Annotated in this window: 29 protein-coding genes and 1 pseudogene; 1 reads left to right on the top strand and 29 read right to left on the bottom strand. The window is 39.2% G+C overall.

Annotation, left to right across the window (positions count from 1 at the left end):
* Positions 1–7: 7 nt before the first annotated feature.
* The 15 genes from CRG97_RS13525 to CRG97_RS13465 form a co-directional block, all read right to left on the bottom strand.
* Positions 8–1,063, bottom strand: coding sequence for an ankyrin repeat domain-containing protein (locus CRG97_RS13525; protein WP_098743588.1), 1,056 nt, complete (start codon positions 1,061–1,063; stop codon positions 8–10).
* Between the two features lie 400 nt (positions 1,064–1,463).
* Positions 1,464–1,805, bottom strand: a complete 342-nt coding sequence (locus CRG97_RS13520; protein WP_098743584.1) for a hypothetical protein — start codon at positions 1,803–1,805, stop codon at positions 1,464–1,466.
* Between the two features lie 306 nt (positions 1,806–2,111).
* On the bottom strand, positions 2,112–2,207 hold the full coding sequence (gene comI, locus CRG97_RS33590) for a competence inhibitor ComI (protein ID WP_237566440.1): 96 nt from the start codon (positions 2,205–2,207) through the stop codon (positions 2,112–2,114).
* 206 nt (positions 2,208–2,413) lie between these two features.
* A complete protein-coding gene (locus tag CRG97_RS13515) occupies positions 2,414–2,932 on the bottom strand; it encodes a hypothetical protein (protein WP_098743581.1) in 519 nt (172 codons plus the stop codon).
* A gap of 218 nt (positions 2,933–3,150) precedes the next feature.
* Positions 3,151–4,701, bottom strand: a complete 1,551-nt coding sequence (locus CRG97_RS13510) for a hydantoinase/oxoprolinase N-terminal domain-containing protein (protein WP_098743578.1) — start codon at positions 4,699–4,701, stop codon at positions 3,151–3,153.
* Positions 4,694–5,800, bottom strand: coding sequence for a DUF917 domain-containing protein (locus tag CRG97_RS13505; protein ID WP_098743575.1), 1,107 nt, complete (start codon positions 5,798–5,800; stop codon positions 4,694–4,696). Before CRG97_RS13505 ends, CRG97_RS13510 begins: the two co-directional genes overlap by 8 nt.
* Positions 5,801–5,803: 3 nt before the next feature.
* Positions 5,804–7,066 (bottom strand): cytosine permease, encoded by a 1,263-nt coding sequence (locus tag CRG97_RS13500; protein WP_098743572.1) that lies wholly within the window; start codon positions 7,064–7,066, stop codon positions 5,804–5,806.
* 130 nt (positions 7,067–7,196) lie between these two features.
* Positions 7,197–8,726 (bottom strand): PucR family transcriptional regulator, encoded by a 1,530-nt coding sequence (locus tag CRG97_RS13495; protein WP_237566383.1) that lies wholly within the window; start codon positions 8,724–8,726, stop codon positions 7,197–7,199.
* A 128-nt stretch (positions 8,727–8,854) separates the two neighbouring features.
* Entirely contained in the window at positions 8,855–9,022 is a 168-nt protein-coding gene (locus CRG97_RS33075; RefSeq protein ID WP_161952931.1) for a GyrI-like domain-containing protein, read from the bottom strand.
* Between the two features lie 249 nt (positions 9,023–9,271).
* On the bottom strand, positions 9,272–9,697 hold the full coding sequence (locus tag CRG97_RS13490) for an NUDIX hydrolase (protein WP_098743566.1): 426 nt from the start codon (positions 9,695–9,697) through the stop codon (positions 9,272–9,274).
* Between the two features lie 48 nt (positions 9,698–9,745).
* A complete protein-coding gene (locus CRG97_RS13485) occupies positions 9,746–10,327 on the bottom strand; it encodes a hypothetical protein (RefSeq protein WP_098743563.1) in 582 nt (193 codons plus the stop codon).
* A 390-nt stretch (positions 10,328–10,717) separates the two neighbouring features.
* Positions 10,718–11,212: a CHAP domain-containing protein gene (locus CRG97_RS13480; RefSeq protein ID WP_161952930.1), complete on the bottom strand. Its 495-nt coding sequence runs from the start codon at positions 11,210–11,212 to the stop codon at positions 10,718–10,720.
* Between the two features lie 254 nt (positions 11,213–11,466).
* A complete protein-coding gene (locus CRG97_RS13475; RefSeq protein WP_098743557.1) occupies positions 11,467–12,174 on the bottom strand; it encodes a metallophosphoesterase family protein in 708 nt (235 codons plus the stop codon).
* A 245-nt stretch (positions 12,175–12,419) separates the two neighbouring features.
* On the bottom strand, positions 12,420–13,016 hold the full coding sequence (locus CRG97_RS13470; protein ID WP_098743554.1) for a chloramphenicol phosphotransferase CPT family protein: 597 nt from the start codon (positions 13,014–13,016) through the stop codon (positions 12,420–12,422).
* A gap of 253 nt (positions 13,017–13,269) precedes the next feature.
* Positions 13,270–13,704 (bottom strand): hypothetical protein, encoded by a 435-nt coding sequence (locus CRG97_RS13465; RefSeq protein WP_098743551.1) that lies wholly within the window; start codon positions 13,702–13,704, stop codon positions 13,270–13,272.
* A 308-nt stretch (positions 13,705–14,012) separates the two neighbouring features.
* On the opposite strand from CRG97_RS13465, the gene CRG97_RS13460 reads away from it, so the two are divergent.
* Positions 14,013–14,441 carry a very short patch repair endonuclease gene (locus CRG97_RS13460; protein WP_098743548.1) on the top strand — a complete coding sequence of 143 codons (429 nt, stop codon included), beginning with the start codon at positions 14,013–14,015 and terminating at the stop codon, positions 14,439–14,441.
* A 232-nt stretch (positions 14,442–14,673) separates the two neighbouring features.
* On the opposite strand, the gene CRG97_RS13455 is transcribed toward CRG97_RS13460, so the two are convergent.
* The 14 genes and pseudogenes from CRG97_RS13455 to CRG97_RS13390 all read right to left on the bottom strand — a co-directional run.
* On the bottom strand, positions 14,674–15,210 hold the full coding sequence (locus tag CRG97_RS13455; protein WP_098743545.1) for a hypothetical protein: 537 nt from the start codon (positions 15,208–15,210) through the stop codon (positions 14,674–14,676).
* Between the two features lie 272 nt (positions 15,211–15,482).
* Positions 15,483–16,439, bottom strand: a complete 957-nt coding sequence (locus CRG97_RS13450; RefSeq protein ID WP_098743542.1) for a hypothetical protein — start codon at positions 16,437–16,439, stop codon at positions 15,483–15,485.
* Between the two features lie 186 nt (positions 16,440–16,625).
* Positions 16,626–17,531 (bottom strand): GIY-YIG nuclease family protein, encoded by a 906-nt coding sequence (locus tag CRG97_RS13445; RefSeq protein ID WP_098743539.1) that lies wholly within the window; start codon positions 17,529–17,531, stop codon positions 16,626–16,628.
* A 674-nt stretch (positions 17,532–18,205) separates the two neighbouring features.
* Complete coding sequence (locus tag CRG97_RS13440; protein WP_153047495.1) at positions 18,206–18,613, bottom strand: hypothetical protein; 408 nt, start codon at positions 18,611–18,613, stop codon at positions 18,206–18,208.
* Positions 18,614–18,730: 117 nt separating this feature from the next.
* Positions 18,731–19,126 (bottom strand): contact-dependent growth inhibition system immunity protein, encoded by a 396-nt coding sequence (locus tag CRG97_RS13435; protein WP_098743532.1) that lies wholly within the window; start codon positions 19,124–19,126, stop codon positions 18,731–18,733.
* A gap of 244 nt (positions 19,127–19,370) precedes the next feature.
* Complete coding sequence (locus CRG97_RS13430; protein WP_098743529.1) at positions 19,371–19,772, bottom strand: DUF1572 family protein; 402 nt, start codon at positions 19,770–19,772, stop codon at positions 19,371–19,373.
* Between the two features lie 353 nt (positions 19,773–20,125).
* Positions 20,126–21,223, bottom strand: a complete 1,098-nt coding sequence (locus CRG97_RS13425; RefSeq protein ID WP_098743527.1) for a GTP pyrophosphokinase — start codon at positions 21,221–21,223, stop codon at positions 20,126–20,128.
* A 500-nt stretch (positions 21,224–21,723) separates the two neighbouring features.
* Positions 21,724–22,269 (bottom strand): GNAT family N-acetyltransferase, encoded by a 546-nt coding sequence (locus CRG97_RS13420; protein ID WP_098743524.1) that lies wholly within the window; start codon positions 22,267–22,269, stop codon positions 21,724–21,726.
* Positions 22,270–22,443: 174 nt separating this feature from the next.
* Positions 22,444–23,457 (bottom strand): annotated as a pseudogene (locus CRG97_RS13415) (IS1595 family transposase).
* Positions 23,458–23,772: 315 nt separating this feature from the next.
* Complete coding sequence (locus CRG97_RS13410) at positions 23,773–24,492, bottom strand: MltR family transcriptional regulator (RefSeq protein WP_098743521.1); 720 nt, start codon at positions 24,490–24,492, stop codon at positions 23,773–23,775.
* A 248-nt stretch (positions 24,493–24,740) separates the two neighbouring features.
* Positions 24,741–25,238: a hypothetical protein gene (locus tag CRG97_RS13405; RefSeq protein ID WP_153047494.1), complete on the bottom strand. Its 498-nt coding sequence runs from the start codon at positions 25,236–25,238 to the stop codon at positions 24,741–24,743.
* 244 nt (positions 25,239–25,482) lie between these two features.
* Complete coding sequence (locus CRG97_RS13400) at positions 25,483–25,830, bottom strand: HepT-like ribonuclease domain-containing protein (RefSeq protein ID WP_082361133.1); 348 nt, start codon at positions 25,828–25,830, stop codon at positions 25,483–25,485.
* The gene (locus CRG97_RS13395) at positions 25,827–26,114 is read right to left on the bottom strand and encodes a nucleotidyltransferase family protein (RefSeq protein WP_098743515.1); all 288 of its coding nucleotides are present in this window, start codon (positions 26,112–26,114) and stop codon (positions 25,827–25,829) included. The genes CRG97_RS13400 and CRG97_RS13395 overlap by 4 nt, the downstream gene beginning before the upstream one ends.
* 321 nt (positions 26,115–26,435) lie before the next feature.
* Positions 26,436–26,708 (bottom strand): GNAT family N-acetyltransferase (locus tag CRG97_RS13390; protein ID WP_202618919.1); only part of this gene is annotated, 273 nt, incomplete at its 5' end.

Here is a 26,708-nt window from a genome sequence, read left to right as displayed (position 1 = left end):
CCCCTTGTTATCGCTTATAGTCAGGCTGTTCCAGAGTAATAGGATTCGGATTGCTTAGTACCCAATGCACTGCTAGTTCGCACAGTCTCGCAGGTTCATCACTACCATTTCCGTTGTGAAGTTCTTTCGCTAATGTTACTGCCTCCTGAAGTGAAGCGGGATTTAATGGTGTACCCAAGCTAAAGTAATGAATTAAACTATTGAGAATTTTAAAAAATTGATTATCCCAGTTAATACCGCCATTATCTAAAATTTCGTACGATACTTTACCAGTAATCCGGATAACCTCACCCTGTATGGTTTTCGCATGTCCTTTTGAAGGGATAAGTAAATTCCAGAGTTCATTATGTTGTGCCTGCCATCCCTTTGTTGATACTGTTATTGAAGAGGCGCCGTCGTGCGTCTTTCGCTTCTCTACTGGAGTAACATCAAATAGCTCATATAGACGTAAAAGTGCCTCATCGGTTTGATTCAAATATTCTTTATTAAATCCTTCTCTGTGAAATTCAAAGTCACTTCCGATTCGCTTAATAGAATCTTTCATTTCCGGCGTTACAGTTATTCCAGCGTTAAGCAAAATATCGGCAACTTCCGCCATATTGACAATATCCGCGTTCCTGCACAATGCCAAAGCTTTTTCTAATGGAGTCTGTCTCATCTTATTTTTTGCGCTGATATTTGCGCCTTTAGTAACCAACGTGTGAACCGCTTTTGCTTTAAATGAACCTGCGGCGGCAAATAAAGGTGTCTCGTTTTGATAATCAGTGGCTTCTATATCTGCACCCAATTCAAGCAGCAACTCCGTATCACCACACCAACTCATTGCATGTTTGTGTAAAGGCGTTGCTCCGTAATTATCTCTAACATTTATATCAGCACCTTGTTCCACGAGCCAGCGAACCAATTCATTCGGTACTTCGTAAAAGCTCAAGGCTGTTGATTTACTGTAACCGCCTCGGGCATCAAATTCGCATCGGGTAAATACCTCTTTTAATGCTGATATATCGCCTGCATTAATTAGTTCATCAAAATTTTTCGGTAAGGTTTTTTTCTTCTTGCCCATATGTTCTTTCTCTCCTTACGTCAGAGTTTATAAATTTTCTTCATCACCATATAAACTCAACATTTTCCCATCTTTTTAATTTTGTAGTATTAAAAGTTTCACTTGAAATCAAGTTTCTACTTTTAGCTATTGGTTGATTGCATTTACTCGATTAAAAGCATTGAGCAGCTATACGAATGACGAACAGTTGGAATGGTTTCAAACCGGGTATTATCGTTGCCTCATTCTTGTATTCCTGAACCCGAAAGGCTTGAAGGAGTGCAGCGATTGGGTGGCTTCGCCACTTAGCCTTCCAGGGTTATCTCTGCCTGACCCAACCTCTGAAGACCAAGGGCCGAACGGTCCGCAACGTAGATACTTTGTTATGAGATGATAGCGACTTCTCTGATTACCACCAATATTATTTCGGATTAATTCGTTTGTCTTGCCGTTTTTTTACTAATTCGCTTTTTGAAAAGAACTTAATTATCTTTCCTTTTTCAATTGCATATTCAATTTCTTTTCTTGTGCTACTACCAATGTAACCACCAACATCGATAACAAATATTTCATCTGACATGTCAATTTTACGAAAATGGATTTCTTCAAACAATTCTGCTTGTTCCTTGGTAATCTCGATTCCTTCGCTTTGCTCAAAAAAAGCTAAACTAAAAACAATATTCCCTTTAAGGGTTAAGTATCTATTGGCTTGTTCAAATTCTTTTTTAAATTTTGTCGATCCACATAGTGTTATTACCTTCATTTGTACTCACCTCTTTTACTTCTTGTCCACTGATTCTGCTCCTCTGCCAATCGCTTGTCTTTCATTATGTTGTATTACGTCTTAACACGCCTGTAATACGCTGTTCTATTCTAGTTTTGTCGTCTTTATTATGCTTCAATATTCTTTAATCCATTTCCTGTTCACTTCTTTTCCAATTGTGTTATCTTACTTTGAAAGAAGCTGCGTGCGGCTAACACTCGGCTCAACAATTGGCTTGGATGGGTCATCCCTTCTGAGTTAAAAAGGACCAAAAACCCACCTCTGGCTCTAACCTTGGGGAGGTTCTTACTTTCTCTTGTTGTTAAAATTGATGTATGTTAAAAGGGCAAGAATAAACGATCCAAATAAAAACATGATCGTCAAAGCATCCTTTACTTCTATGGCCTCACCTCCTTTCGAAGGGAAACCATGCCCACCCAAGATTCAACTGTCTTTCCTATTGCACCATCCTCGCAGAATTGTCTGCCTGAGGTCATCTTCCCCCGAAAACCCTCGGGCAGACCAAGGAGCGTTAGCGACACCGTGTAGATATGGTGTTATCTGCTCCCTCCCACAATTCATCAAAAACAGCTGATCGTTAAGAGCAGTTACAGTATGTCCACAATTACTTTCGTGTGAGGTAGATAATTCACAGTAATTGTTAGATCCTCAAAAGAATCAAGCGGTACTAGAGAATAATAGAATTCTCCATCAATATAAGCATAGTATGGGTAACCCCATGACTTACCTGACATATCAACAGTGACATTGTTAGTTAAATGACCTGTCACTTCGGCATAGTTACCTGTAAACACAGCAGGTAGGTCTAACCAAGTCGGAACTGCAACATAGAAACAAAAGATAGGTATGCCAATAAATAGAGCAAACATAAAAACATAAGATAATCCAACCCCGATAACATGTTTCACCTTTCCGAAAAACGTCCGTTTGATAACCTTTCTCATACTCTTTTTTCGTTGATTTATTTTTCGAGTTTTCCAAGTTCTCCATACAATTTTGTAGAGGAAAATCCACAAAATAAAACTTCCGAGTGAGGTGAACAACAATAAACTTAGCCAGTACACGACCACTTCATTTCCATCCCTTCTAAGGTTAAGCTCAACCATCAGCAGCCGCTTGCTGGAAATCCTTGCACTGGATTACCTTCTCACTTAGGGTTCTTACGGTTAACTTAATACACATTTATCATAACTATATTAGCTTCCCAATTCGTATTGTTCAATTAAAAGTGAAATCTCTCTTTTCCACTCATCACATTGCACCTCACCGCTAACAAAAAAAAGAGCCTCACACAAGTTGTATAAACTCATGTGAAGCCTCTCTTCTACTTCATGTTTCCTACGACTTTCACTCTCAGTCTCGTTGCATTTCCCGGATGATAAGCCAGCGGGGTTTCTTCCACTTCCACGAGTTCCACCGTAGCCGGATCAGCGCCAGCCAGCACCGCCTGCTTCACGGCTTTTTCTTGCGCATCTCTTAATGATTCCTCACGGGGCTCTGTGGAATAGATATAAATTTGTTCATATTGTCCACTGATTTGGGCAATACAAGCGCCAATGGCGTTGGCTACGCCCCCGTTCTCAGGCTTAATCATATGGGATACCCCGCGAATCGTGTCCGGTATAACGACACTGCCGCCGCCTACCAAAACAAGCTCAACGTCTCCCGACGATGTCTTCATTTTATCAATGGCCTGCTCAATGATGGTTGCAATTTCAGCTTGCACATTTTTAGCGAAGTCTTCATCCAGATGCGCTACCAAGCTCTTATCCCCGACATCCGCGAGACCCAGCCGAACGGCAATGTCTGTTGTAGTCAGCGTATGCCCGCCAAAGACCAGCGCTTCCTGTCCAATCTTGTATCCTACGCTGTCGGGGCCAACCGTAATTTTGCCGTTCTCCGAGCGCACAATGCTTCCGCCGCCCAGCCCAACGGAGATAATATCCGGCATGCGGAAATTCGTGCGAATATCGCCAACCTCGACCGCAACCGAGGATTCTCTCGGGAAGCCGTCCTGCAAAACCCCGATGTCCGATGTCGTCCCGCCCACGTCGAGAACCATCGTATCTTTGATCTTCGCCAAATAAGAGGCACCGCGTATACTGTTCGTTGGCCCGCATGCAATGGTTAGGATCGGAAATTGTTTAGCGAAATCTATCGACATTAAGGTACCGTCATTCTGGCATAAAAACACCGCTGCGTCTGTAATGCCTTCTTCTTCTAACGCCTGCACAAATCCTTGGGTCGTCGTTTCAATAACCTTACACAAGGCTGCATTGAGTATGGTCGCATTTTCCCGTTCGATTAAACCGACAGAACCGATCAGGGAAGAGCAGGAAACAGGGAATCCCGCTCCATACACTTGATGGATGAGATCGCGAACCTGGAGCTCCTGATCATTTTTAATGGATGAAAACACCCCGATGACTGCGATGGACTCGACACTGCTCCGCCATTCCTCTAAAAGGGCTGTAATTTCAGCTTCATCGACTTCTCCAAGCACTTGGCCGTCATATTCATATCCGCCATGAACGAGAGCATATTTACCCGACAGCTTCTGAACCATATCCTCAGGCCAGGACGTGTACGGAGCAACGGAAGCCGTTGCCGGGTAACCCAGACGAATGACGCCGACTTGGGCCAGCTTTTTGCGCTCAACAATGGCATTCGTGCACTGTGTTGTACCTAACATGGCATGCGTTATTTGGGTTTTATCAATTTTCGATTCCTGCAGTAAATTCCGGAGCGAGGTTTCAATACCCGCTTTAATATCCAGGCTTGTTGGTGATTTCACCGCATGAACCAGATGATAATTCTCATCCAAAATGATGGCATCCGTATTGGTGCCGCCTACATCGATCCCGATTCTATACATTCTCAACCACCGCCTTTTTCATCACCAAATCCTCAATAGGAACATAATCGTAATCATACCCGAAGTATCTTGGTCCTGCCGTCTGGATCCCTTTTTCCGTTCTCCACTTTTCATGTGCAGGCAGTCCGACCACCCGTACGCGCTTCCCATATTTCAGGCTCTCCGTGGTCACTGGCAACAAGGTTTCGTAATCGACCAGACAGATTAAATCCGGGGTGATCGCAGCGACTTGACCGTTCTTTTCGGCAACCAGGTTTTCATTTTGAAAATGAACCTTCATCTCTCCGCCTTTAAACGCCTCGATTCCTTCGAGATGCATTCGTCCAAGATTAAATCCGCCCTTGGTTTCCCGGATGACATCCACGATTTTACCTTGGAAAAGTTCATAGCCGGACACAAGGTTCAGCAGTTCTTGAAGCTTATCGCCCGCGTCCCGATTCTTCGATGTAATGATTTCTCCAATCTGTTCGGAGAGGGTCACAATATGATGAACGCCGCTTTGCTTTATTTGAGCACCCGTTGCCGGGTACAGGCTTACTAAAGCACTGGCGCCCATTTCAACCGTGGCCACCCTGGCGAGCCGTTCCGTCCATTTATTATCAATGGTCTCAAAGATGCCGATGTTCCCTTTTTCATCCGAAATCGCCATCGGTGTCGCCGGAATGCCGTCCAGGTTAAACGTCACCATTTGAAGCTCCGGGAACGCCCGCCCCATACCGTCACAGTCGATCAGAGGCAATCCCAGCTGCGCTGCAACGACGATGGGAATCATGGAATTGACGCCTCCCGCTTCCATCGGAAACGTGCCGGCGATCTGATCTTTTCCCAAGTAATTCGCTAATTTTTGAAACACCTTAACAAACTCGTCCCCTTTAGGGAATTTCTCCACTAATACGGAAGGCGCCCCCATCATTGCGGCCGGAATGAAAAAGTCCTCATCCTTAATCTCATCGACTGAGCATAGTTTTACAGGTCCAAACTTCTCAATGGCCGAGAGAGCCATCAATTTTCCGATGTAAGGGTCTCCCCCTCCGCCGGTTCCCAGAAATGCTGCGCCGACGGCGATGTTTTCAACAGCTGCTTTATCTAAATATCTCATTCATTATTCCTCCAATATAACTGTCTTCTGAGCCGATAAACGATAGCCTGCATAATACACGACAAAAGAAATGACAATCCCGATCAACGGCTGATTCGGTACTTGCGGCAAGCTTGGGAACAAGGATAACACAACAGGGGTACTAGCAATAACCGCGCCCAATAGCCAGGAAACGACACCCAGTGTATTCACGCCTTCGACTTCATGCCAGCGGCTCTTATCCCCTTTGCCAAGTACCCAGTAAGATGCAATCATCACGCCTGCAACCGGCGGAATCATGGCCGACAGGATGGACATGATCGGAGTAAAATAGTTCAGTATACCGACGACGGCCAATACGGTCCCAATGGTTCCCGCGATGCCGACGGCCCATTTCTCTTTTTCCTTCGATACGTTGAACACGTTAATGAGAGCAAAGCCGCCTGAAATAGCGTTCACAAGGTTCGTCTTCCACGTAGCCAAGATCAAAACCACGCCGCCAACAAACGGAGTCGTGATACTCAAAAAGGTTGCTGTAATATCGCTGGCTTGGTAAGCAATCGTCAGGACAGCTCCTGCACCGATCATCAGCAAGCCTGCCGGAACAATCCCGAATAGAGCGGCTTTCAGGACATCGGACCGTTTTCTTGAAAATTGCGAATAATCTCCTGCGATGACTGCACCCAGGGCAAATGAACCCAGCGTTATCGCCAGCCCGTCCGTAAAGTTCATAGCTCCCTCAGGCTTATAATGCTGAATGATCTGCAGGGAGTCACCGGTCAAAGCTTCGATAAGACCAAATATGCTGATTCCCACCAATAAAGGAACGGCGATATAGCTGATGACGCGCAGCACTTTAACGCCATATATCGCCGAGACCACCATCACAAGACCGCAGATGAGAGAAGCCAGCGGAACCGGGACACTCATTCCACCTACGGCTAACAAATTGGCCAAGGCCGCACCGCACACATTCGCCTGAATTCCGAACCATCCGAGGCACGCAATGGCGAGGATGATCGAAAGAATCGCCCGAGATCCTTTTTTGCCAAACACCTGACCTGCAACCTGAACCGTCGGCCTTCCTAAATCCGTGCTTTGAATACCCTGCAAAATCATGAGCAGCACAATAATGGAATAACCTGCTAACGTGACAAGCAATGCCTTCGATAGTCCCATGCCTGCAATAAGCGCATTCCCTACCAACAAACTCGGGATGCTGATGACCGCGCCAGCCCAGATGATCCCGAGACTGAACCAGGATTGATGCTCTTTAACGGCTTTCATATGATCCCCCCAATCCTGTTCGTTCGAATATTGTTTTCTTATTGTAAAAGATGAAGTAGGTCAACGTCTTTTTCAGAAAACAAAAAAAAATCCGATGTTTTTGTCTTATTGGACAAAACATCGGAACTTTTTAGTTATGGATGAGACGGTAGACCATGCAGGCGGTATAAACATCGTACGATTCCGAATTGATGGTCACATCATATCCTATGAGCTCGCAAATTTTTTTAATGCGATATTTCACCGTATTTTTGTGGACGAACAACAGCTTGCTGCAGTCATCCATATTCCCCTTCGCATCCAGAAGAAAAGTCATCAGGGTTTTCAATGCGTCAGGGTCGTCCATAATTGGCTCTATGACGGACAAGCATTCTTCAGTGATCTCTTCCCCTTGTTTGCTGAGGTCTATGGCCCGTTTCATGGAACGGACTTCAGCCGCGGTGAATAGTTTGCGGTTATGATAGATGCGGTGAACCTCTTTCGAGACTCCGTTTACGAGCTGGTACATTCGGCGTACGTCCTGTGTGTTCCGCATCCTCGGAGAATAAACGATGCTTGATATGTCAGCGGTGAGACTCGTGGTTTCGATATATTCCGCTGCGATTTCAAACTCATTGTATTTATATGAACAATTCCCTAGCAAAACGACAACACAGTGATCGATCGTTTGAATGACCGCGGTTTTATAATATTGCGAGAGATGCGCTTTTAAGTCTTCCCTTATCCTTCTTTCCTCCGACAAATCCCGAACGTAAACGAGCCACATCATTTGGATGGCGGAAACGTCAATATAGAGTAAACTGGCCAATCTGCGCATTTTTTCGCTTTCATCATTCACGATGGCTTTAACCAAAGCGTATTCGCTGACCTCGTTATGCTTATCTCCCCACAAATTGATGGCCACCTGCACCACCTCGCTGATTTGATCCATCGTCTTCGGAGGCAGCTTCGTATTCTCTTTAATGAGAAACAGGTAGAGGACCTCTCCGTTTTTTTGATGAACACGTTTGTATTCAACAAAGCAGGACGAGTCCAGCTCTCCTTCTCCCATTCTGCCGTTCAAAATAGAAGGCGCCATGGACCGAATTAGATTCGCAACATCGAGCGATGAATTGCGCGGCCACATGACACGATTGATGATATCCAAGTTGCTGTTTGTCAGAACGATGTTCGCTTTCATCCGGTCCGACAGCAGTTTAAGGGTAATTTCCACGCTCCGCAAATGTTCCGGCAGCAGCGAGACCTTTTCCAGTGATTCATTCACGAAATGCTCATTCACATTCTGATTGCTTACGATCGCCTCCATGACTTCATAAATGACTTCATTATACCTAAGAGAGTAATCGTTTCTCGGCATGCAAATGATAATAAAATTCAGTGATTCGGCCAGCTCGAGCACTTCATCGGCTATATCTGGCATGATAATGCCAACATAGTACAAAATCAATCCCACTTCACCAAGGTCATGCAAATATTGAACCGTTTTGCATTGCTGTTCCACGCTGTCCTTAATGGAATAAAAAGAGCTAATGACCAGCTCTTCGGCATACCACTCTTCTTGAACGGTTTGAATAATTTGCGAGAAGAAATTGACATCCGCTACCTCTAAAACAGATAAAGAGGAAACGGTCTGATGCAGCCTGCTTGTTCCAGTGACCACCTGAGCTCCTCTAAATGAAGGCAGCTGCAGTAAATCTTTAACGGTTACCCCAATTCAATCACCACTTTTTTGTTCGATTCAAGCTGTTCCTATTCTTCAATCTGTACGTAGTCTACATCTACAATAGATCATTCATCCAGAAGGAGATCCTCGTAGAAATAGCCTGTTACAACCAAGCTATGATGCTCGACATAACGCAGCAGCCTAAGATAGGCTTCATTAATATTAGTATAACCCTCGTTATGATAAGCAACCAAGTAAGTTCCTTTGCCAACAATGAAATTTATTGCATTCACGACGCGACCCGACCTTAGATAGCACTTATCTTGGGCCGGGTCGTGTGTTATCTGTATATTCCTCTATGCCTGAACTTTTGACAACCAAGGGACGAATGCGCCGGGTCCGACGGACTTAGCCAGTGCAGGGTTGTCCAGTTGATCCCGCTCCCCCGAAATCCCTCATTCCGGACCGAGAGCCGAATGGCTCTATGCGTGAATATGATGTTATCTAAGGGACATGTCCTCCTCGATTTACTTACAATTCCTTTAAACTTTTCCTTCATTAAAATACTTGATTTCAATCTCGTTTTTTGCAATATTTTTTAATCCTTCTTGATAATAAGGCATAAATTCATCTGCTCTATCAATATCTACCCATTCAACATGACTAATTTCGGTTGGTCTAGTTATCTCTTGTTGTCCGCCAATTATTTCAGCTCTAAAAGTAATAAACACTACGTGTTCATCATGTTTTGTTAATATTGCTTCATTGATAGCCACTACACCGTGGACTTTAATATCATATCCTGTTTCTTCTTTTGCTTCGCGGATTGCAGCCGCATCTAAGGTCTCATTTTCTTCAACGCCTCCACCTGGTAATGACCAAGTACCGTTTTTATGATTCTTCACCATGAGGATTTTTGTTTTGTCTTTGTCTGTAATCAAAGAATACGCAACGTCTATTCGTTTCATATGATCCTCCTTTTTATGTTTTTTAATCTCTGCAGACCAAGGCCCTTTTTACCTCTTCAACTCTAAATAATTCATATTATAATCTTCTCCTAAGAAATTCATCACTCCAGAAAATCCATTTAATTCCCACTCTCCATTTTTGTTTGGAGTAAAAATGTATTCTCTTTTCCAATCCTTTAAGTTCTCATCATCACCAACATATTCTTCCTTAATGCTTAATCTAGTTTGATTAAAAAACTCATTCTCGAAGTAACTCTTATAAATAACCGCATTTGTTATAGTTATTCCTTTGTGAAAGACAGTTGGGTATAATGTGTTCTGGTGTACATACATATCTGACTCCGGATCGGAGTCCATATTATTGATAAATAGTATAGATAAAATACCCTTAGCATGGTCTCCAAACTCTTCGGTAAAAGATTTCTCTAATTCCTTATACTCCAGTTTTGACACCTTATCTCTCAATGCTAAATCAATGATCATTTTTTCTTTCTTCTCAACCATTTCAATTGCAGTGTTTAAATCGAAATCAATTGTTTCTTCTTTTATCGGCTTTAATTGTTCTGATGATTGACAAGCCGATAAAAGAAAAATAACCATAATAAGTAAAAATAAGTAGGATCTCCTCACAATTAGCTACTCTCCCCTACAATTACACCCTTCTTTTAATGTATATACATTAAGCTTGGCCGTGGTCGCGTAATTCACAAATTATAATGATCTCCGTGATCAGTCTTCCTCCTCTTTATTCCACTAATCTCACGTTTGTTTAATCACAACTAGGGATGAGATGGCTTTGACTTATCATCGATTGCGTTGATTTCCTATAACGTTCGGCATTCCTGACGTTCAAGCGGCTTAAGTGCCCAAAGGGAACGGGTCCAGACTTAGCCGGTTGAAGGTGTCGCCTGATTCCACTTCTTCGAAAATCCCCTTGCCGACCAAAGAGCGACAGCGACGATGCTGAAATGCAATGTTATGTGATGTTATCGCCTTCTATGAATACTCTTTCAAAATCTATTAATAGGTATCGTCAATTCTTATATATCCATTTATTTGTTCTATAGTTCTTTGAAATATTCCTGATTTATTATAATAATTCCCTTCTGCTGTTATTATTTTACCCTGTTCTATTTTTACTACCACTCCGATATGATCGTTTTGTCCATTCCCTAAAATGTTATCAAATATTATAAGATCCCCTTGATCTGGAATGAACGACTGATCACTTTTATGATGATAAAAACTATATAATTGTCCCCATTCCAACCAAGCTTCTACCCATGCAAAATTACGTGAAACCGGCTCTGGATATCGTACTGGTAACTTCACGCCTGCCTCAGTACAGCAATGATATACAAATGCAGCACACCAATCGAAACCAATATTCGGGTTATCTCTTGGAAAACATCTAAGAATTGGTTCTAAATCTGGACCGTATTTATCTTTATTTCCTATCAATGGTCTTGAAGCTAATTCTTCTGCTAGTTTAGCTAGAATTTGTCTTCTACTCACCGTTTGTTCCTCCTTGGTTTTAACATTAGCGATATTCACATAACGTTCTTGTATTCACGACGTCCTACATCTTAAGCCCGAAGTGCGGCCGCGATGCTGTTAGGTAGTGGGATGTGTCCGGTTGAATTCACTTGATGCGTAATACTGAAATGCCTCACCGAATTACATCAATCTACTGCCGGACCGAGGGGCGACAGAGTCGTCCCGATACGTGAATATAGTGTTGGCGATGTTCCCTGCATCCTGAACTAATCTCAAGATCTCTTAACCTGTGCCGTTGTATATGTTCCATTTTGAAAGATTAAACAATTTAATTGCATTCCATATGCGCACCCACCATCTATTCCTATCTTGTCCTCACTGAACCATATATCGGGTACTCCATGTATATCAATTGTCCTGGTATGCCCAAAAATAACTTTCTTGTTTATTTCAAAATTTGATCTAATGAATTCGTCCTTTATATACATAAAATCCCTTTCAGGTTGCTTCTTCCAATCTGTATAGTTTGGATTCAATCCAGCATGAACATAAATGTGGTTATTGTCTTCATGGTATAGAGGTAAGCTACCTAAAAAATCAAGATGATGCTTAAAATGAGTTCTAATAGTTTCTATCGCCTTATTCAATTGCTCTTCATTGATTTCAGTATTTATATCACAATAACTTTGTATAGTTTGAATGCCACCGTGTTCTATGAACTTGGACCTAACAATACTACTTTCGGTATAAATTAGATCAAACAATCGTTGGTCATGATTTCCACGTAACGCAATTACATTATGATTCCCCATCAGATCAATAACTCTTTCAACTACCTCTTTACTGTTTGGTCCTTTATCAACATAATCACCCAGTAAAATAAGTTGATCATTATTCGGATCGTAATAGATTTGAGATAACAATTGATTTAATTGATTTATGCAGCCATGAATATCACTGATCATTATAGTTCGCTTCATAGAATCTCCTGTAATTAAAATGGTTTAGGGGGATTTCACCTAACGTTCGTGTGTTCACGACGTCGAGAGGCATAAGGTGCGGATCTGGAGAGGCGTAGACCTCCAACCAAACCGGCTGCGCGGAGTGCAGTTAGCCTTGCAGATGTGTCCGCCTGATTCCGCTTCTTCGAAAACCCTTGGGCCGACCGAGGGGCAATGCGATAGCCCTTATTCGTGAATAGGTTGTTATCTGATGGATTCGCCTTCTATGAAACACGAATATCTCTTTTACTTAATTTCTTAAATGCCGAGTAATCCTTATCGGACTTAATAAAACTTAATATCTTTTCGGCACATTCTGTTGGATCCAAGTCTTCAGTATTTACTTCAAGGTCATATTCATTAAAGCAATATACTTTATTGAACTGGGAATTTGCTAGTCCAATCTCTCGATCTCCTCTTATTTGCTCTCTTCTTATGAGTTCTTCTTTCGAGCATAGTACTCCTACAAATAATGTAGGATGATCAAAAAGTACATCAAGATAATCATTAAACCGCTTGTCATTGTCGATTACGGTATCGACGATTACATTCAAACCCATTTCTGAAAACAGTTTAATTGTTGCATAATACACTGAGATTATGGGATCAAAAAGTATTTGTCCGACAACTTGATTATCCACTTCTCTTGTAGGTTCAATATCTGGAAATTTATTATCGATAAAATCATTGTAATTATAAAAAAAATCATCTATGGATAAATGATGAAAAAGAATCTTTTTCTGATTGATCAGTTCCATAGAAATACTAGTCTTTCCTGAACTTGAAGTTCCGTTCATCAACACAATGAGTCCTTGCTTCAAACGAATCACCCTCACCTATAAGATTTGCGTATCCTTCAGCTAACGTTCCCGTATCTACGAACCCGAGAGGCTTAAGGCGCGAACGCGCCGGGTCCAACGGACTTATCCTCGCAGGGTTGTGAGCTGTTTCCGCTTCCATGCCTTCCTCCTCTTTCGGACCAAGGGCGAAACCCGCAGCGTAGATATGTTGTTATCTGATGGGAACGCCTTCTTCGAGTTCACTGGCATCAAATGTTCTCTTTTTCATTTTTATTTATATCTTGTTAAAAGTCTTATTAATGATTTTGGGCTTATAAACCTCATTAAATCTATAAGTCTTATCAATGAATTTAATATTTTCAGCTATATTAAAGGCTTCACTTGCAGGAACACCTTCTCTGATTTGATTTCCTTGTTCATCAAATAAGCGAACATTAGTCCACATCAACTCAAGTCTTTTTGCCACTTGATCTGCTACTCCTTTATCTTCATACTTCCAGATTACTCTTTCTCTAATATGCTCCGGAAGCCACTGCGTCCTGAATTTATTTAATCGTTTATACGGCATATATTTCTCTATTCGTATTCCGCCTTTAGCCATTAGATACACTTTTGGATTCTCAGCCATTCCGTGACAAAATAAAATATAAACTTTTGCTCCAACTCTAAGTTGATTGTCTTTTACCACATTCGCAACAACAGCATACATTGATTGGACCTCCATGAACAAACGAAATAGTTAGTAAAGTCTTTAAAAATCTTGCGTTCCTTTCAGATAACGTTCTTGTATTCACGAAACGAACCAGCCATAGATAACTCTTATCTTGACTGGCTCGTTTGTTGTCTGAGCTTCTTCCATGATTATACATCTGACAACCGAGGGACGATACTCCCGATACGTGAATACGGTGTTATGTGATATTCGGGACATCTCTGTGTGGCGTATGAAGATTGCCTTTTTAGCATCGTTAAGTTATTATTAGAACGAACGTTCCCATTGATATAGGGGGGGTAATTATGCCTCGCAAAAGAAACGATAAAGAGAATTTCCTAGTCATGAGTTCAATTAGAGGAAAAAATACAAAACTTGAACAATCTGTTTCAAAAGCGATTTGGAGAAAAGGTATTCGATTCCGGAAAAATGTAACATGCTTATTCGGCAAACCTGACATTGCAATCAAAAAATATAAAATTGTAATTTTCATTGATTCTTGCTTTTGGCATGGATGTTCACTTCACTATAAGCAACCCAGAAAAAATCCTGAATATTGGGAAAAGAAAATTACTCGAAACATCCAACGAGACAAAGAAGTAACTGAATACTATCTAGAAAAAGAATGGACTCTTATTCGAGTCTGGGAACAAGAACTTAAACTCGACTTTGACAATATAATCGATCAATTAGCTGATTGTATTAATACTAGTATTAAACATACACTTCAATGAATCATGCTGCATAGTACCCGAATTTCGCCTAACGTTCCCGTATTCACGAACCCGAGAACCTTAAGGCAGCTTCAGCTGCCGGCCGCGACTGCGGTTAGGTTCGCAGGGTTGTCCGCCTGAATCCACTTCCTCGAAATGCCTCGGGCGGACCAAGGGACGGCTTCAGCCGGCCCGCTGCGTGAATATATTGTTATCCGATGCCACCTCTTCTTTCGAATACTAATTTTGATCTTTATGTTGGTGTATTTACTGTATAATCTTGTAATGATTCGTCGTAATCAAAACTTTGTTTGGTTGGATAATCATTTCCAACAAATGATACGAATCTTTCTATTTCAATTAATTCAACATAATACAGTCTCTTATTACGCACTCTGTCTGAACAAAAGAAAAATCCATCAATTGAATCTGATTCATCCGTGGAAATAAGAAAAATATAACTATGTATGATTTGATTATAAAAATGATTTGCTCGAATTTTTTCATTTATGGGATTATCTAAGTCAAACAACTCTTCAATTCGATGCCAGTTTAAAAGAGTAACATTCTTAAGGTTTTTGTATGACTTTACTTTTAATTGAATACTTTTTGTATTTGAAGATAATTTACGGGCTTCTTCAAGTTTCCGGACAGAATACAGAGCGATCATTATATCTTTTTCGAATTCTACAGCTAATTCTTCAGAAAAAGGAGTTACTCGATATTTAGTACTAATTTTCTTTGAAAGTGCCAAGAGATCCTCTTTCCAATAAGATGACTCCCATATCATTGATGATTCTCCTTGGTTTTTAAATTGGTTTAGGTGGTTTCGCGTAACGTTATGGCATTCACGAACCCTCACCGGCTTAAGCGCGAAGCGCGGGTCGAAGACTTAGCCGGTGCAGGGTTGTCCGCCGATTAGGCTACTTTAGAAAATACATCTTGCGGACCGAGGGGCGTTAGCTCCGATGCGTGAATGCGGTGTTATGCGATGCCCCGCTCCTCATGGAACCACTACCAAATATATAAACAGTCCCTAGTGCTAGGGACCAATAATACTATCTATTCTTTTACTATTTTATTATTGTTGATTAGTTCGATTATCTCAGATGACTTGTCTAAGTCTAACTCTTCTATTCGCTTTCTAACACTCTCTTTCAATATGTCGTTATATTCGTTAACCTCTACATCGTATATTTTACCTGAAACTTTTATCCAACCATTGTTCACTAAGCTAGGGTGTATTGACATGAGTACGCCAATATTTCTCTGTAAAACTACTTGAATATTGTTAGTATCCCTTTCTTCGTCCGCTTTTTCATGTTCATTTTTCCACAATTCGTTCCAAAAGGCTAAATCATTATTTAACGCCCACTCCACATACTGTTGCCAGTTTGTTCTCACACCACTATCATGAACAAGCGACAAGTAAAATAAATACAATATATGAAACCTGTGCATTGCCGAAACGATAATTCCTATCCATTCTTCCCTGACTGCAACTATTGGAGTTTCTTTATTAGTATTTTCACTACCAACAACATTTAATTTTGTTAGAATATCCTGCCGCGTTTCTACAACACTAGTATGTATGATATCTAGATTACTAACTAAGCTTTGAAATTCAATAATATTATTTTGAAAAGTTGCTGACATTTCGTTAATTCCTGCGATAGCTTGGTGAATATTACTTTTAACTTCTTCTACCGAAGAAGTTAGATCTTTTGTAAGATTTTCAATGTTGCTAACTTTCTTTAGATCATCAGTGACTTCCTCTATCTTTTTTGCTGATTCCTCCAATTTGCTGTTTGCATTTCCATAAGTAATACTTTGAAAGAAAGCGTAGATTAGTGCAACCACAGCCAATACTATACTGATAAGGGTTCCCGCGAATCCAAAATAATCTACTACTGATCCGTTATCACCAAGACGTATAGTAAGCAGGGTTATAATCACTCCAATTAATATTACAATTAAATAGACCAAATCTTTAATACTTATAAGGTACTTTTTATTCATTTCAGACCCTCCCAATAGTTAAATTTTACAGTTCCTAATAATAATTGTACAGGGGTTTCGCATAACGTTCCCGTATTCACGACGTCCGACGTAGTCGGATGTGTCTGCTGAGCTACATCTTAGAAAGCCATCAAGCAGACCAAGGCTCCGTTAGGAGCCGCAACTTGAATATTATGTTATGCGATGTCAATTTTCATCATTGAGTTCCCCTTCAAATTTCTTCTCCTGATTTTGTTTAAACGTTCTTCCAGCAGAATCAACCCATTCTACTGGACCTGCCGCTTGCCGACCTAATACTACAGCTGTTGCTGCGCTAATACTTGAAAAAATTGCATTATCCTTGAATATATAAAACTCTCCTCCGTCGATGAGCACCCCTGTTTCTATTAACTTATTTCTTTGTTTGATCCATCCTTCAGAAATAGAATTAGATGTAGTTTTACTGCTTTGAGATCCGGATAATACTACATAGCCTTTTTCTGTTTCAATTAACTTTGCTGCTACCTTCTTGCTTCTTACTGTGTAAACCATCTCACTATTGTTTGATGGTTGCTCTAAAACAGTTGCATTCTCAGATTGCTTTAATGTGGAAGGAACCAAGAACATAAAATTCACTACAGGAAAAATAAGCTTGATTTGATCCAAAAAGTATTCCATGTCTGAGATATCTGCCTCAGGTAATGTTGTCAGTTCTGGTTGAACGGTATTATCAATTTCGGCAGTCTTAGCCTCCTTGGCCAAAGTAATAATCCTGGATTCCAAATACTTAATATGTGATTTTGTAAGCATTTCATCTTTACTAATAAAAGCTACAATTTCTGTAAAATCTCTATCAGAATCAGCTAAATGTTGTTTAAGTCGTTTTCTTAAGTTCTCAGCTTCACCTATGTACATTCGCTCGTTATAACTATCGTTATTGGGCATTGATTTTAATATGTAAACACCCGGTCGATTGAATTCCTGCCTTTCTATAATTTTGGGAAGTGATGATCTTTGCGAGTATACTGCTTTGCCAGACCAGTTACCAATTTCAATTGTTCTAGGTCCTGTTTCAGATCCATCAACAAGAAATATAGTTAATTTCTTACCCATATTATATTCGATTCTCCTTTAAAATTGATTTCGCATAACGTTGATGTATCTACGAACCCGAGAGGCTTAAAGGAGCGCATGCGACTGGGTCCGCAGGACTTAGTCTCGCAGGGTTGTGAGCTGAATCCACTTCTCTGCCTACCTCATCTTGCGAATCAAGGGCGCAGCCCGCAGCGTAGATACGGTGTTATGGGATGTTCAAGCCTTCATCGAAATATCAGTCAAATCTTTTAGTTTCTTCATTGTATTTCGCAGCCTTCTTCATTACATCTACTGCTCTGTTTGTATATTCTTTCGATTTAATATACAGTCCCTCTAAATTTGAGTACTTTTCGTTAAGTAAAGCAAATAAATCATCGGTTAGTAATCCACAAGTCCAATAAATTGTAGTCTTTAAAGAATTATAATGTTGTAATAAATCGTTAGGATGCGATAACTTTGTTCCTGGTGGAAAATCCCTAAGTGAAATAGTGAACCATATAATGTGCCATGCAATGCTTCCGATGCATCCTCATAAATATTTAGCTTACACATCATCATGATACTGGGATCTATATTAGTTCTTTCGCTAATAGTTTCAATTCGTTTATCTAAGGAAACTGGTGTCCAGTGTGTTATTTCTTTGCCTGATTTACTTGTAAATCGCTCTAATGCTTCATCTAAATTCGGAAGAGTTACATTGTCCTTGCCTGTATAGTCAACTTTAACCCTGCCTCTTGTTGTTTCGATTGAACGATCCACTGGGTTGTATGTAATTGGAATGATTTAAATTCACCTTCATTGCAAACCTGTAAATACATAAAGTTAATCATTCTTTCAACATAAGACCTAGCTATCTTATACATATCATTAATTAAATTGCATTCACCTAATATAGACATAGACTTAGAGTTATCAATTATTGAAACTAGGAGAGGATAGATTAGTTTAATTCGTTCTTCTTCTACATTGTTCAAATTTCCTAAAAGAACTACTTCCCCAGTAAAGAATTTATTCATATTCGTTAATAACTCATCTGTAAAGAATAGACTATCTTCCATTGTTCTTCCTACTTCCACATTTGATTTGCATGAATTTCCCATAGCGCTCCTGTATTCACGACCCAGTATATGCTGGGTGTCCGGCGAATGCCGGACCGAGGACGAATGTCCGATGCGTGAATATTATGTTATGTGATGTACCGGACTTCTTGAATCGACTTACAAATTATCACTTCTATATTGGTTTATGTGATCTTCTAATGTCTCTCTCTCCTCTTCATATGTTCTGATCACTTCATCTAATTCGTTCTTTAATTCTCTATGTTCTTCCCAATATTCTTGCCCTATTTTAAGTACCGAACAAAATAAATCACCTATATACAAATCTCCTGATCTCAATGGGTTCTCCATTAATTTCTCTAAAGCTAGAGGCAAAAGAAGATCTAGACTCATCTGTTGCCCGATCAAAAGCCTTAAATCTTCATTATTCAATTCACAGAGAGGTTTCTTTCTTAATTCATGTCCTTGGAGAACTAATCGAGAAGCAAAATTCGGTTCACTCCACTTTTCCTCTTCCAACTCTTCAAGAGTTGTGGTTATATCCACTTGCTGCATAGTTTCACCCTCTTAAATAAACGGTTTCCGGTATTTCACATAACGTTCTTGTATCTACGAACCCGAGAGGCTTAAGGCGCGAATGCGCCGGGTCCGACGGACTTAGCCTCGTAGGGTTGTCTGCTGAATTACTTCTCGGAAATACTTCTAGCAGACCAAGGGCCGAATGGCCTGCAGCGTAGATACTTTGTTATAGGATGTCAGTGCCTTTTTCGAAACACTTTAACATTCATACACTTTTATATTAGTCATAATTCCATACAAGTTGTCCCTTTCTAATCTTTGCTGCATATATTATTTGCCCGGTATGATAATGCATTTCTCTAATCATTGCTATCATAAGATTTAGAACGGTTGTCTCATTGTTTACCTGGCTATATGTAAGAGGTGGACGATTGATAAACGGTTGTGATAATAACAATTCAGGGTTTGACTTGAGGTGTTCGAGATATTGAATGATTATATCAAATGCTTCTTTTGTCATGTTGTAAACTTGCTCTTTAGAATATTTGAGCCCACGTTCAAATTCCTTGTCTCTGTCCCTAGTGTCTGGAATATCATAAAAGATTGTTTCTATTCTGGAATGAACACAACCTCGAATATGAGCAACTAAATTAGTAATACTATTACTTTCAGAGTTAGGCACTCATGTTAAATCTTCCTCTGACAATTGTCCAATCGCTTGGAGAGTCCATTTCCTCTCCGAGTTAAACTTAATCAACATACTTTCGATTACTTCATTTGCAATTTCCATGGGCGAGCCTCCAACTAGTTATCTTGATAACCAATATTAATAGTTACTCAATCTCTATGTATTATCTAATAGTTGTTTTGCGCTGATTTCCTATAACGTACTTGTATTCACGACGTATATTCCCCTTAGATAGCTCTTATCTTAGGGGAATGGATGTGTTCGGTTGCTCAGCTTCCCCGAAATCCCACTGCCGAACCGGGCCGAATGGTCCGATGCGTGAATACTTTGTTATCGGATGTCATAATTCAACCCACAATTTCTTTGTATATATCTACCAACGCTCTCGAGTTCTTATCTCGTTCGTCATCATCACCTATACTAAACTTCGAGAAATACTCAAATGCAACATCATAAGATTGTTTTTCAGCGACAACGATATAACATAAGTAGAAAAGTGAGATACCTAAATCTACTGACCTAATCTCTTGATCTTCATCCTTTTGATCTTTATCAATCCACTTATCAGCAAACTTGATCATAGTGGCACTATACTTATCTAATAAAGCTTCAATTTCAGAAATATATTCAATCCCTAAATAATGAAAGCGTTCAATATACCTATCTAATAATACAGCGGTGTTCCTTAATTCATAATTAATAGTTTGTGCAATCTCCTTAGATATCTCGTAAATTTTTGAATTATTATTTACAAACGAATCCAACGATACCTTATCAATAGAAACTATTGTTGGCTGTAATATGATTTGTTCTGACACCTTTTGTTCATAATTTTCCAACTCATTTCTGATTCTTAAAAATTCAGAGTCTGCAATTTCTAGCAATCCAGCTAGTCTAGAAAAATTTCTTCTTATATCTTTTGGAATCTCTAGTTTACTCTTATAGCCTAAATCATGTTCAATTTCTGCCCAAGTGTGTTGCAATATTGTTCTAATTTGGATCTCTGCATAGCAATCAGTATATCTACTATATTCAGGCAGTGAAGCGCGATTATCTTTAAGCTTAATAACATAATGCATCGATAAATATCCGAATCTATCAGGGTCTAAAATTTTTCTTTTGTCGATTGAGTTTTCAGCATCAAATTCAAACTCTCTCTCAATTAAACTTGCTATTAAATCAACTTCATCAGAAAAATATGTAATTATTCTTAATCCTGCAAGATCAGTAATGTCCTCTAGTTTATTATATTTATTTGTATTTTTTTGAAGCTTGCCTTCCAAGCTCTTAAAATGTTTTTCCCTACAAGTTATAGAATGAACAGTAATGTGATTAGTTAAGAGAATGTCCCTGATGAGTGATGAGAGTTTATTAGCAAAATCCTTATACAGATCTTGCTTATCATTATATTCATTAAGAATGTTTGATGTTTTCTTTTTTTTCATATTTCTTCCTCCCTGATAATTATGATTTCCGATAACGTTCTTGTATTCACGAACCCGAGAGCCTTAAGTGAGCGCAGCGAACGGGTCGCTAGACTTAGGCTCGCAGCGGTTGTCCGGCTGATTTTGCCTCTGTGAAGTTCCACGGTCCGGACCAAGGGAGCCTCAGCTCCCGCAGCGTGAATATGGTGTTATCCGATGGAACTGACTTCTGCGAATTGCTTACAAACCTCACTTAATTCACCTCTGAAAAGTCAACCTCAATCGCTTTCAATTCACTTCTCCGAAGTGCCTACTTAGAGTCGGTTTTCCATCCGCTTCTCCGGAATGCCTCTTAAAAATATTCCACATATCCGCCTTTTCAGCATTCTGAATCTTCTTATATTTAGGCTGTTTTCGTAAATATTGTTGCTATACCATAAGGCTATAACAAAGAAAACTCGCATTAGAAAAATTACGAGTTTTTGTTAATTAAGGATTTGCTTCTTCAGCTAAAGCACCCCTTACTTGAATAACTTATACCAATACAAAGTGGTTTCTATTTTTGGATTATATGACTGTTTCAATGTGTCAACTCCACCTAGTATAAATCCTTGTTTCACATAAAACCTGCACGCTCCAAGATTATCATCTTGAGCCTCTAGAGACATTCCGATAAGTTTTCTTTGTTTTGCCCACTCTTCCGCTTTAGTTAAGAGCAACTTCCCGATTCCATATCCTCTAAATTCTTTTTTTGTAGCGATATTTTCAATATAACAGAAGCGATTCCAATCGTTGATTATTCTAATTTGCCCAATGCAATTATTATTCTTATAAGCTAAAAATAGAGCTTTATCTTCACGGTTTATATATCGGCTCCAATCAAGTTTATCATCTGGGAAACGAATTTCTTTAGTTTCATCAAATAGATTCTCTTCAAAAGACCATTTTCCTGATTGAAAACTGGGTACAACCTTACCAAACACTTTAAAATAATCACTTGTTTTATTAATGTCCTCAATTAATTCATCCTTTAATGGAGAAATTATGATTTCCTCTGCAATATTCATTTTGACACCTTCCCATTCTGAAAAAGAATTTTACTAGCACAAGCCTAAATACCTACCCTATTCAATATTACTGCCCCGTTAGTTAAACAAGATTATTTCCATTATTCTAATTTTAACATAAGCTCTTAAATAGGTTGCCGGCTTAAATCAAATTTTTGCACACCAAAGAAACCATCAAAAACAGATTTTATACGCTGGTCTTAACATCTCCACTGTAGAATGTTTTGAATTCCGGCAAGAACCTAAAAGTAGCTGTTTTACCCGTTCAGATTTGGCAATAGTTTTTGTTTGATTAATATATTTGAACCAGAAAAGATAGTTATCCAAGTACTTGGTTGCCACACTTTGAAACCTTTGCATAAATTTCTTGAGTTGAGCGTGATAGGCCTTGACGTGTTAGATATGGTAAATTGACTCATTTACATAAATTCCCTTTTGAATATTTACAATTTCGTGCTTTATCCCTTTTTCTGCTGCAAACTTTTTATAATTAGTTGCGTTAACAGAACATAACAAAGCGTTATGATCTATAAATTGACCCATTACACGGTCTATCTCAGTACTTTTAATTCTTCCTGTGCCGGCCACTTCTGAAATTACTTGTCCATTTCTGTCCTGGGCTACAAGCACACATATTTGTTCATTAGAAATGCCCCTTTTTGTAGCTGCACCACTTCGTTTACGGGCTTCCCGGTGGGAGATATCTTATTTGCCTTTTTGACTTTCTAAAAAGTAAATTTCATCACTCTCGACAATTCCTTTTAATGTACTGTGGCCTAATGACCTAAGAGCATTAAGGATTTTATGCCGCCAGTAGAAAGCAGTTGAGATATGAATTTTTAATACTTAAGTGATTTTAGGCAACGTATAGCCCTCAACCATCATCTTAAAGTATTCCATCCATTTACTTAGGTAATAGGTGCCCGATAGGGGAGTGTTAGTCATATCATTGAACGTTTTTCCGCAATCTTTACAGAGGTATCGTTGCCTTCCTCGATATTTTCCGTTCTTTTTAACTGAGACACTTCCACAATGTAAACAAGCAAGGCCTTCGTGAAATCGACTTTCACGGATATCTTTAATTATTTTAGCTACGTCTCCTTGATCTGCCCGAAACAATAGAAACTTAATCGCATTATATAACTTAAATTGTTCTGATTTAGATAATTCCGAGAAACCTTGAAATATACTTTCTCACATTTTTACCGCCTCCTAGATCGCAATTATAGCAAGGTCCTATTAGTATCGGTAAATAAACAATCTATGCGAAAACAGCCTATATTTATTAAATTCCTAGTTCTTTCGGATAACGTTGTTGTATTCACGACGTCCCACCACCTTAAGCCCGAAGGGCGGCCGCGATGCGGTGAGGTGGTGGGATGTGTCCGGCTGCCCTAGCTTCCCCGAAACTTAAATGCCTCCTAGAATCTACTTCTAACTTCGTGCCGGACCGAGGGCGAATGCCCGATGCGTGAATATGGTGTTATACGACGGAACTTTGATTCAACTTTCATCTTCTTTCTCAGAATTTTCAATTTGATTCACTCTATCAAGTGTCATTGATAATATTTCTGTCATCATTTGAGCACTTTTGTCCACGCCTTCATTTTCCTTCTGATTTTTTTTATTAATCAATAATGTTTCACCAAATATAATTCCAGCTATTCTAAACACTGTTGTTACAAACATACTGCGAGCATCTTGTTCATCAGTTTGAATGTTATTCTTCAATTCTTTACATCTTGCTTCAATCCTTTGATCCTGAAAAGAGAGGATTTCCATTGAATGTGCAAATTCATTTCTGATTTTTCTTAATAAGTTAAGATCACGTCGAGTATCTGGACTAATTAACCCCAGTAAATATGCGAGTTCTATTCTAGAAGAAAATGATGATAATGCTCCGGTCCCTGTAAAAATATTATCTACAACTTGTTTGTTATCTATAAAATACTTCTGTAGTAGCTTTTGAATTAAGTTATCGAGGAATGCTACTGCTAATAGTGCGCAACCCCTGTCACTTTCAGGAGTTAGTGATCTTCTAAATTTCAATAAACTGAAGTTTTCAAAAGGTTGAATACTTATCCCTTTTTCAATCAAAGTTTCTATTACTTTTATATATATTTCTGTGAATGCATGCATTGTTGGGATTGCTTTCTCAGATTTAATTAGATTGTTTAGTTCACTGGATAGTTTTTTGTAATTTTCTATAGTTTCATCAGACATCTATGTACCCTCCAACTCAATATTTTTCTACGTACTGTCGTATAACGTTCTTGTATTCACGAACCCGAGAGCCTTAAGTGAACAACGTGAACAGGTCGCCAGACTTAGGCTCGGAGGGTTGTCCGACTGAATCCACTTCCTTTGTTCTAACTTCGGTCGGACCAAGGTCGTCAGCCCGCAGCGTGAATACTTTGTTATGAGATGTTCGGTCTTCTTCGATTATGCTTATTATTTTATTGTATTAGTCCTTAACTTTCTTCGTTGAGAAAATCCTTATAAGCTTCTTGATGTAGTATATCCATATTCCGACGTTCCTCTATTATTAAATCAATAATACTCAATAATTGATTTAAACTTTTTGAGCTTCTTGAATAACTTTTAAACATCAAAAGCATCTGTATCAATACATATCCGATAAGTAAAATTAATATTGGTGAGAATAATCCAGTGAGCTTATATAAACCCAATAGTTCTTTTACAATAGTAAAAGCAAATGTGAAAACTGCTAACATGATCGTGATCATACTAGTGAATAAAGAATTTTGTTTATAATCTTCTACCAGAGAGCTAACTTCAGTTCGTATTATCTGCAAATCAGCTACGTTATAAGCAGTAAAAAGACCCTTTAATTTATTTAGCTTTACTATATTACTAGATATGTTGTTGGATTCTTTCAGTTTTAAATTATCAATTAATTCTAAATATTTTTCTGCTTGCAACTTTTCTTTTCTTAAAAACTTCATCATTTTCATTCCTTTAGTTTAGTATTCACTATGCTCATAATAGTCTGAGGAGTCATAACGATGACTGATCGATCCGTTTTAACTTTAGCCATTCACACCGAATTTCTCATAACGTTCTCGTATTCACGAAACGACCCAGCCTTAGATAGCTCTTATCTTAGGCTGGGTCGTTTGTTGTCTGAGCATCTTCTTCGATTGTTCATCTGACAACCAAGAGACCGCAAGGTATCGCAGCGTGAATATTATGTTAAGTGAAGTCTCCCACTTCCTGAATAGCTTTCATAATTATCGGTTTTATTTCTTGCAAATTTCTTGTAGATACTTCCCAAATGATGCTTTCATCAATACCGAAGTATTCATGAATCAAAATGTTCCTTAGCCCAATCATATTCCTCCATGGAACTTCCTGATACTTTTTCTTTATTTCATCATTAATGTTTCTAGCCGCTTCTCCAATTATTTCTAGATTTCGTACTACTGCATCCAAAAGCATTTGATTTGATAAAAAGTCCTCATACCCAACGTTCAAGAGATACGATTCTATCCGATGAATTGACTCTAAAATGTCCATTAATGAATTTATTGGCCGTTTCACTGATATTGTACCTCACTAAGTATTTCATCCTTCATATAAGGTTTAATGGCATTAGGAGTAACAAGATCAACGTGGCGGTTAAATATAGTCTCCAAATAATGCTTCAGCTCCAGGAATTCAAATCCAACAGGACGAGAAAATTCAACTAACAAATCAATATCACTGTTTTCTGTCTGTTCATCACGAGCAAAGGAACCAAATAGCCCGATCTTCTCGACATAAAAATGTTCCTTCAAATAATGCTTTTCAGATCTCAATTTATTTTCAATATCTTCTCGCTTCAATGAACTTCCCTCCTCTGAATCATTATTATGCTTTCATTATAACCTAAAGAGTTATTTTTGGTTCCTAGTGTCTTACGGGAGATTTCACTTAACGTTTGGGTATCTACGAATCCTCTCCACCTTAAAGGAGCAAAGCGACTGGCCGCAACGCGGTTAGGTGGTGCAGGGTTGTCTGCTGAATCCGCATCCTAGAAATCCCTCTTGCAGACCAAGGCCGATAGGCCGCAGCGTAGATACGATGTTATCTGATGGAATCGGCATCTTCGATTTATCTAGCATATCTATTCGACCTCATGATAAGCATGCAGAGGATTTCTACCTTTATATTTTGTAACTTAATATTGGGTCACCACAGTCCTCTACTTCTCCGGTTTCTTGAAAACCACAACTCTTATAAATTGAGTTCGCTACAATATTATGTGAGACATGAGATACTCTAATTTCTTTGCAATCGTTTCTATTCTTAAGTTTAGTAATGACTTGCTGTATAGCTGATTTCCCATAGCCCTTACCTTGAAATCTCTCATCAATCATAAACCTAAGTATCCAATAATACCCATCAGAATATATTTCATTATCAAATAGGATAAAGCC

It is taken from the genome of Paenibacillus sp. EZ-K15, from assembly GCF_002573715.1.
In the GTDB taxonomy this organism is placed as follows: domain Bacteria; phylum Bacillota; class Bacilli; order Paenibacillales; family Paenibacillaceae; genus Paenibacillus_AQ.
Note: the sequence above shows the minus strand (reverse complement) of the source record. Positions and strands in the feature narration are given on the sequence as shown.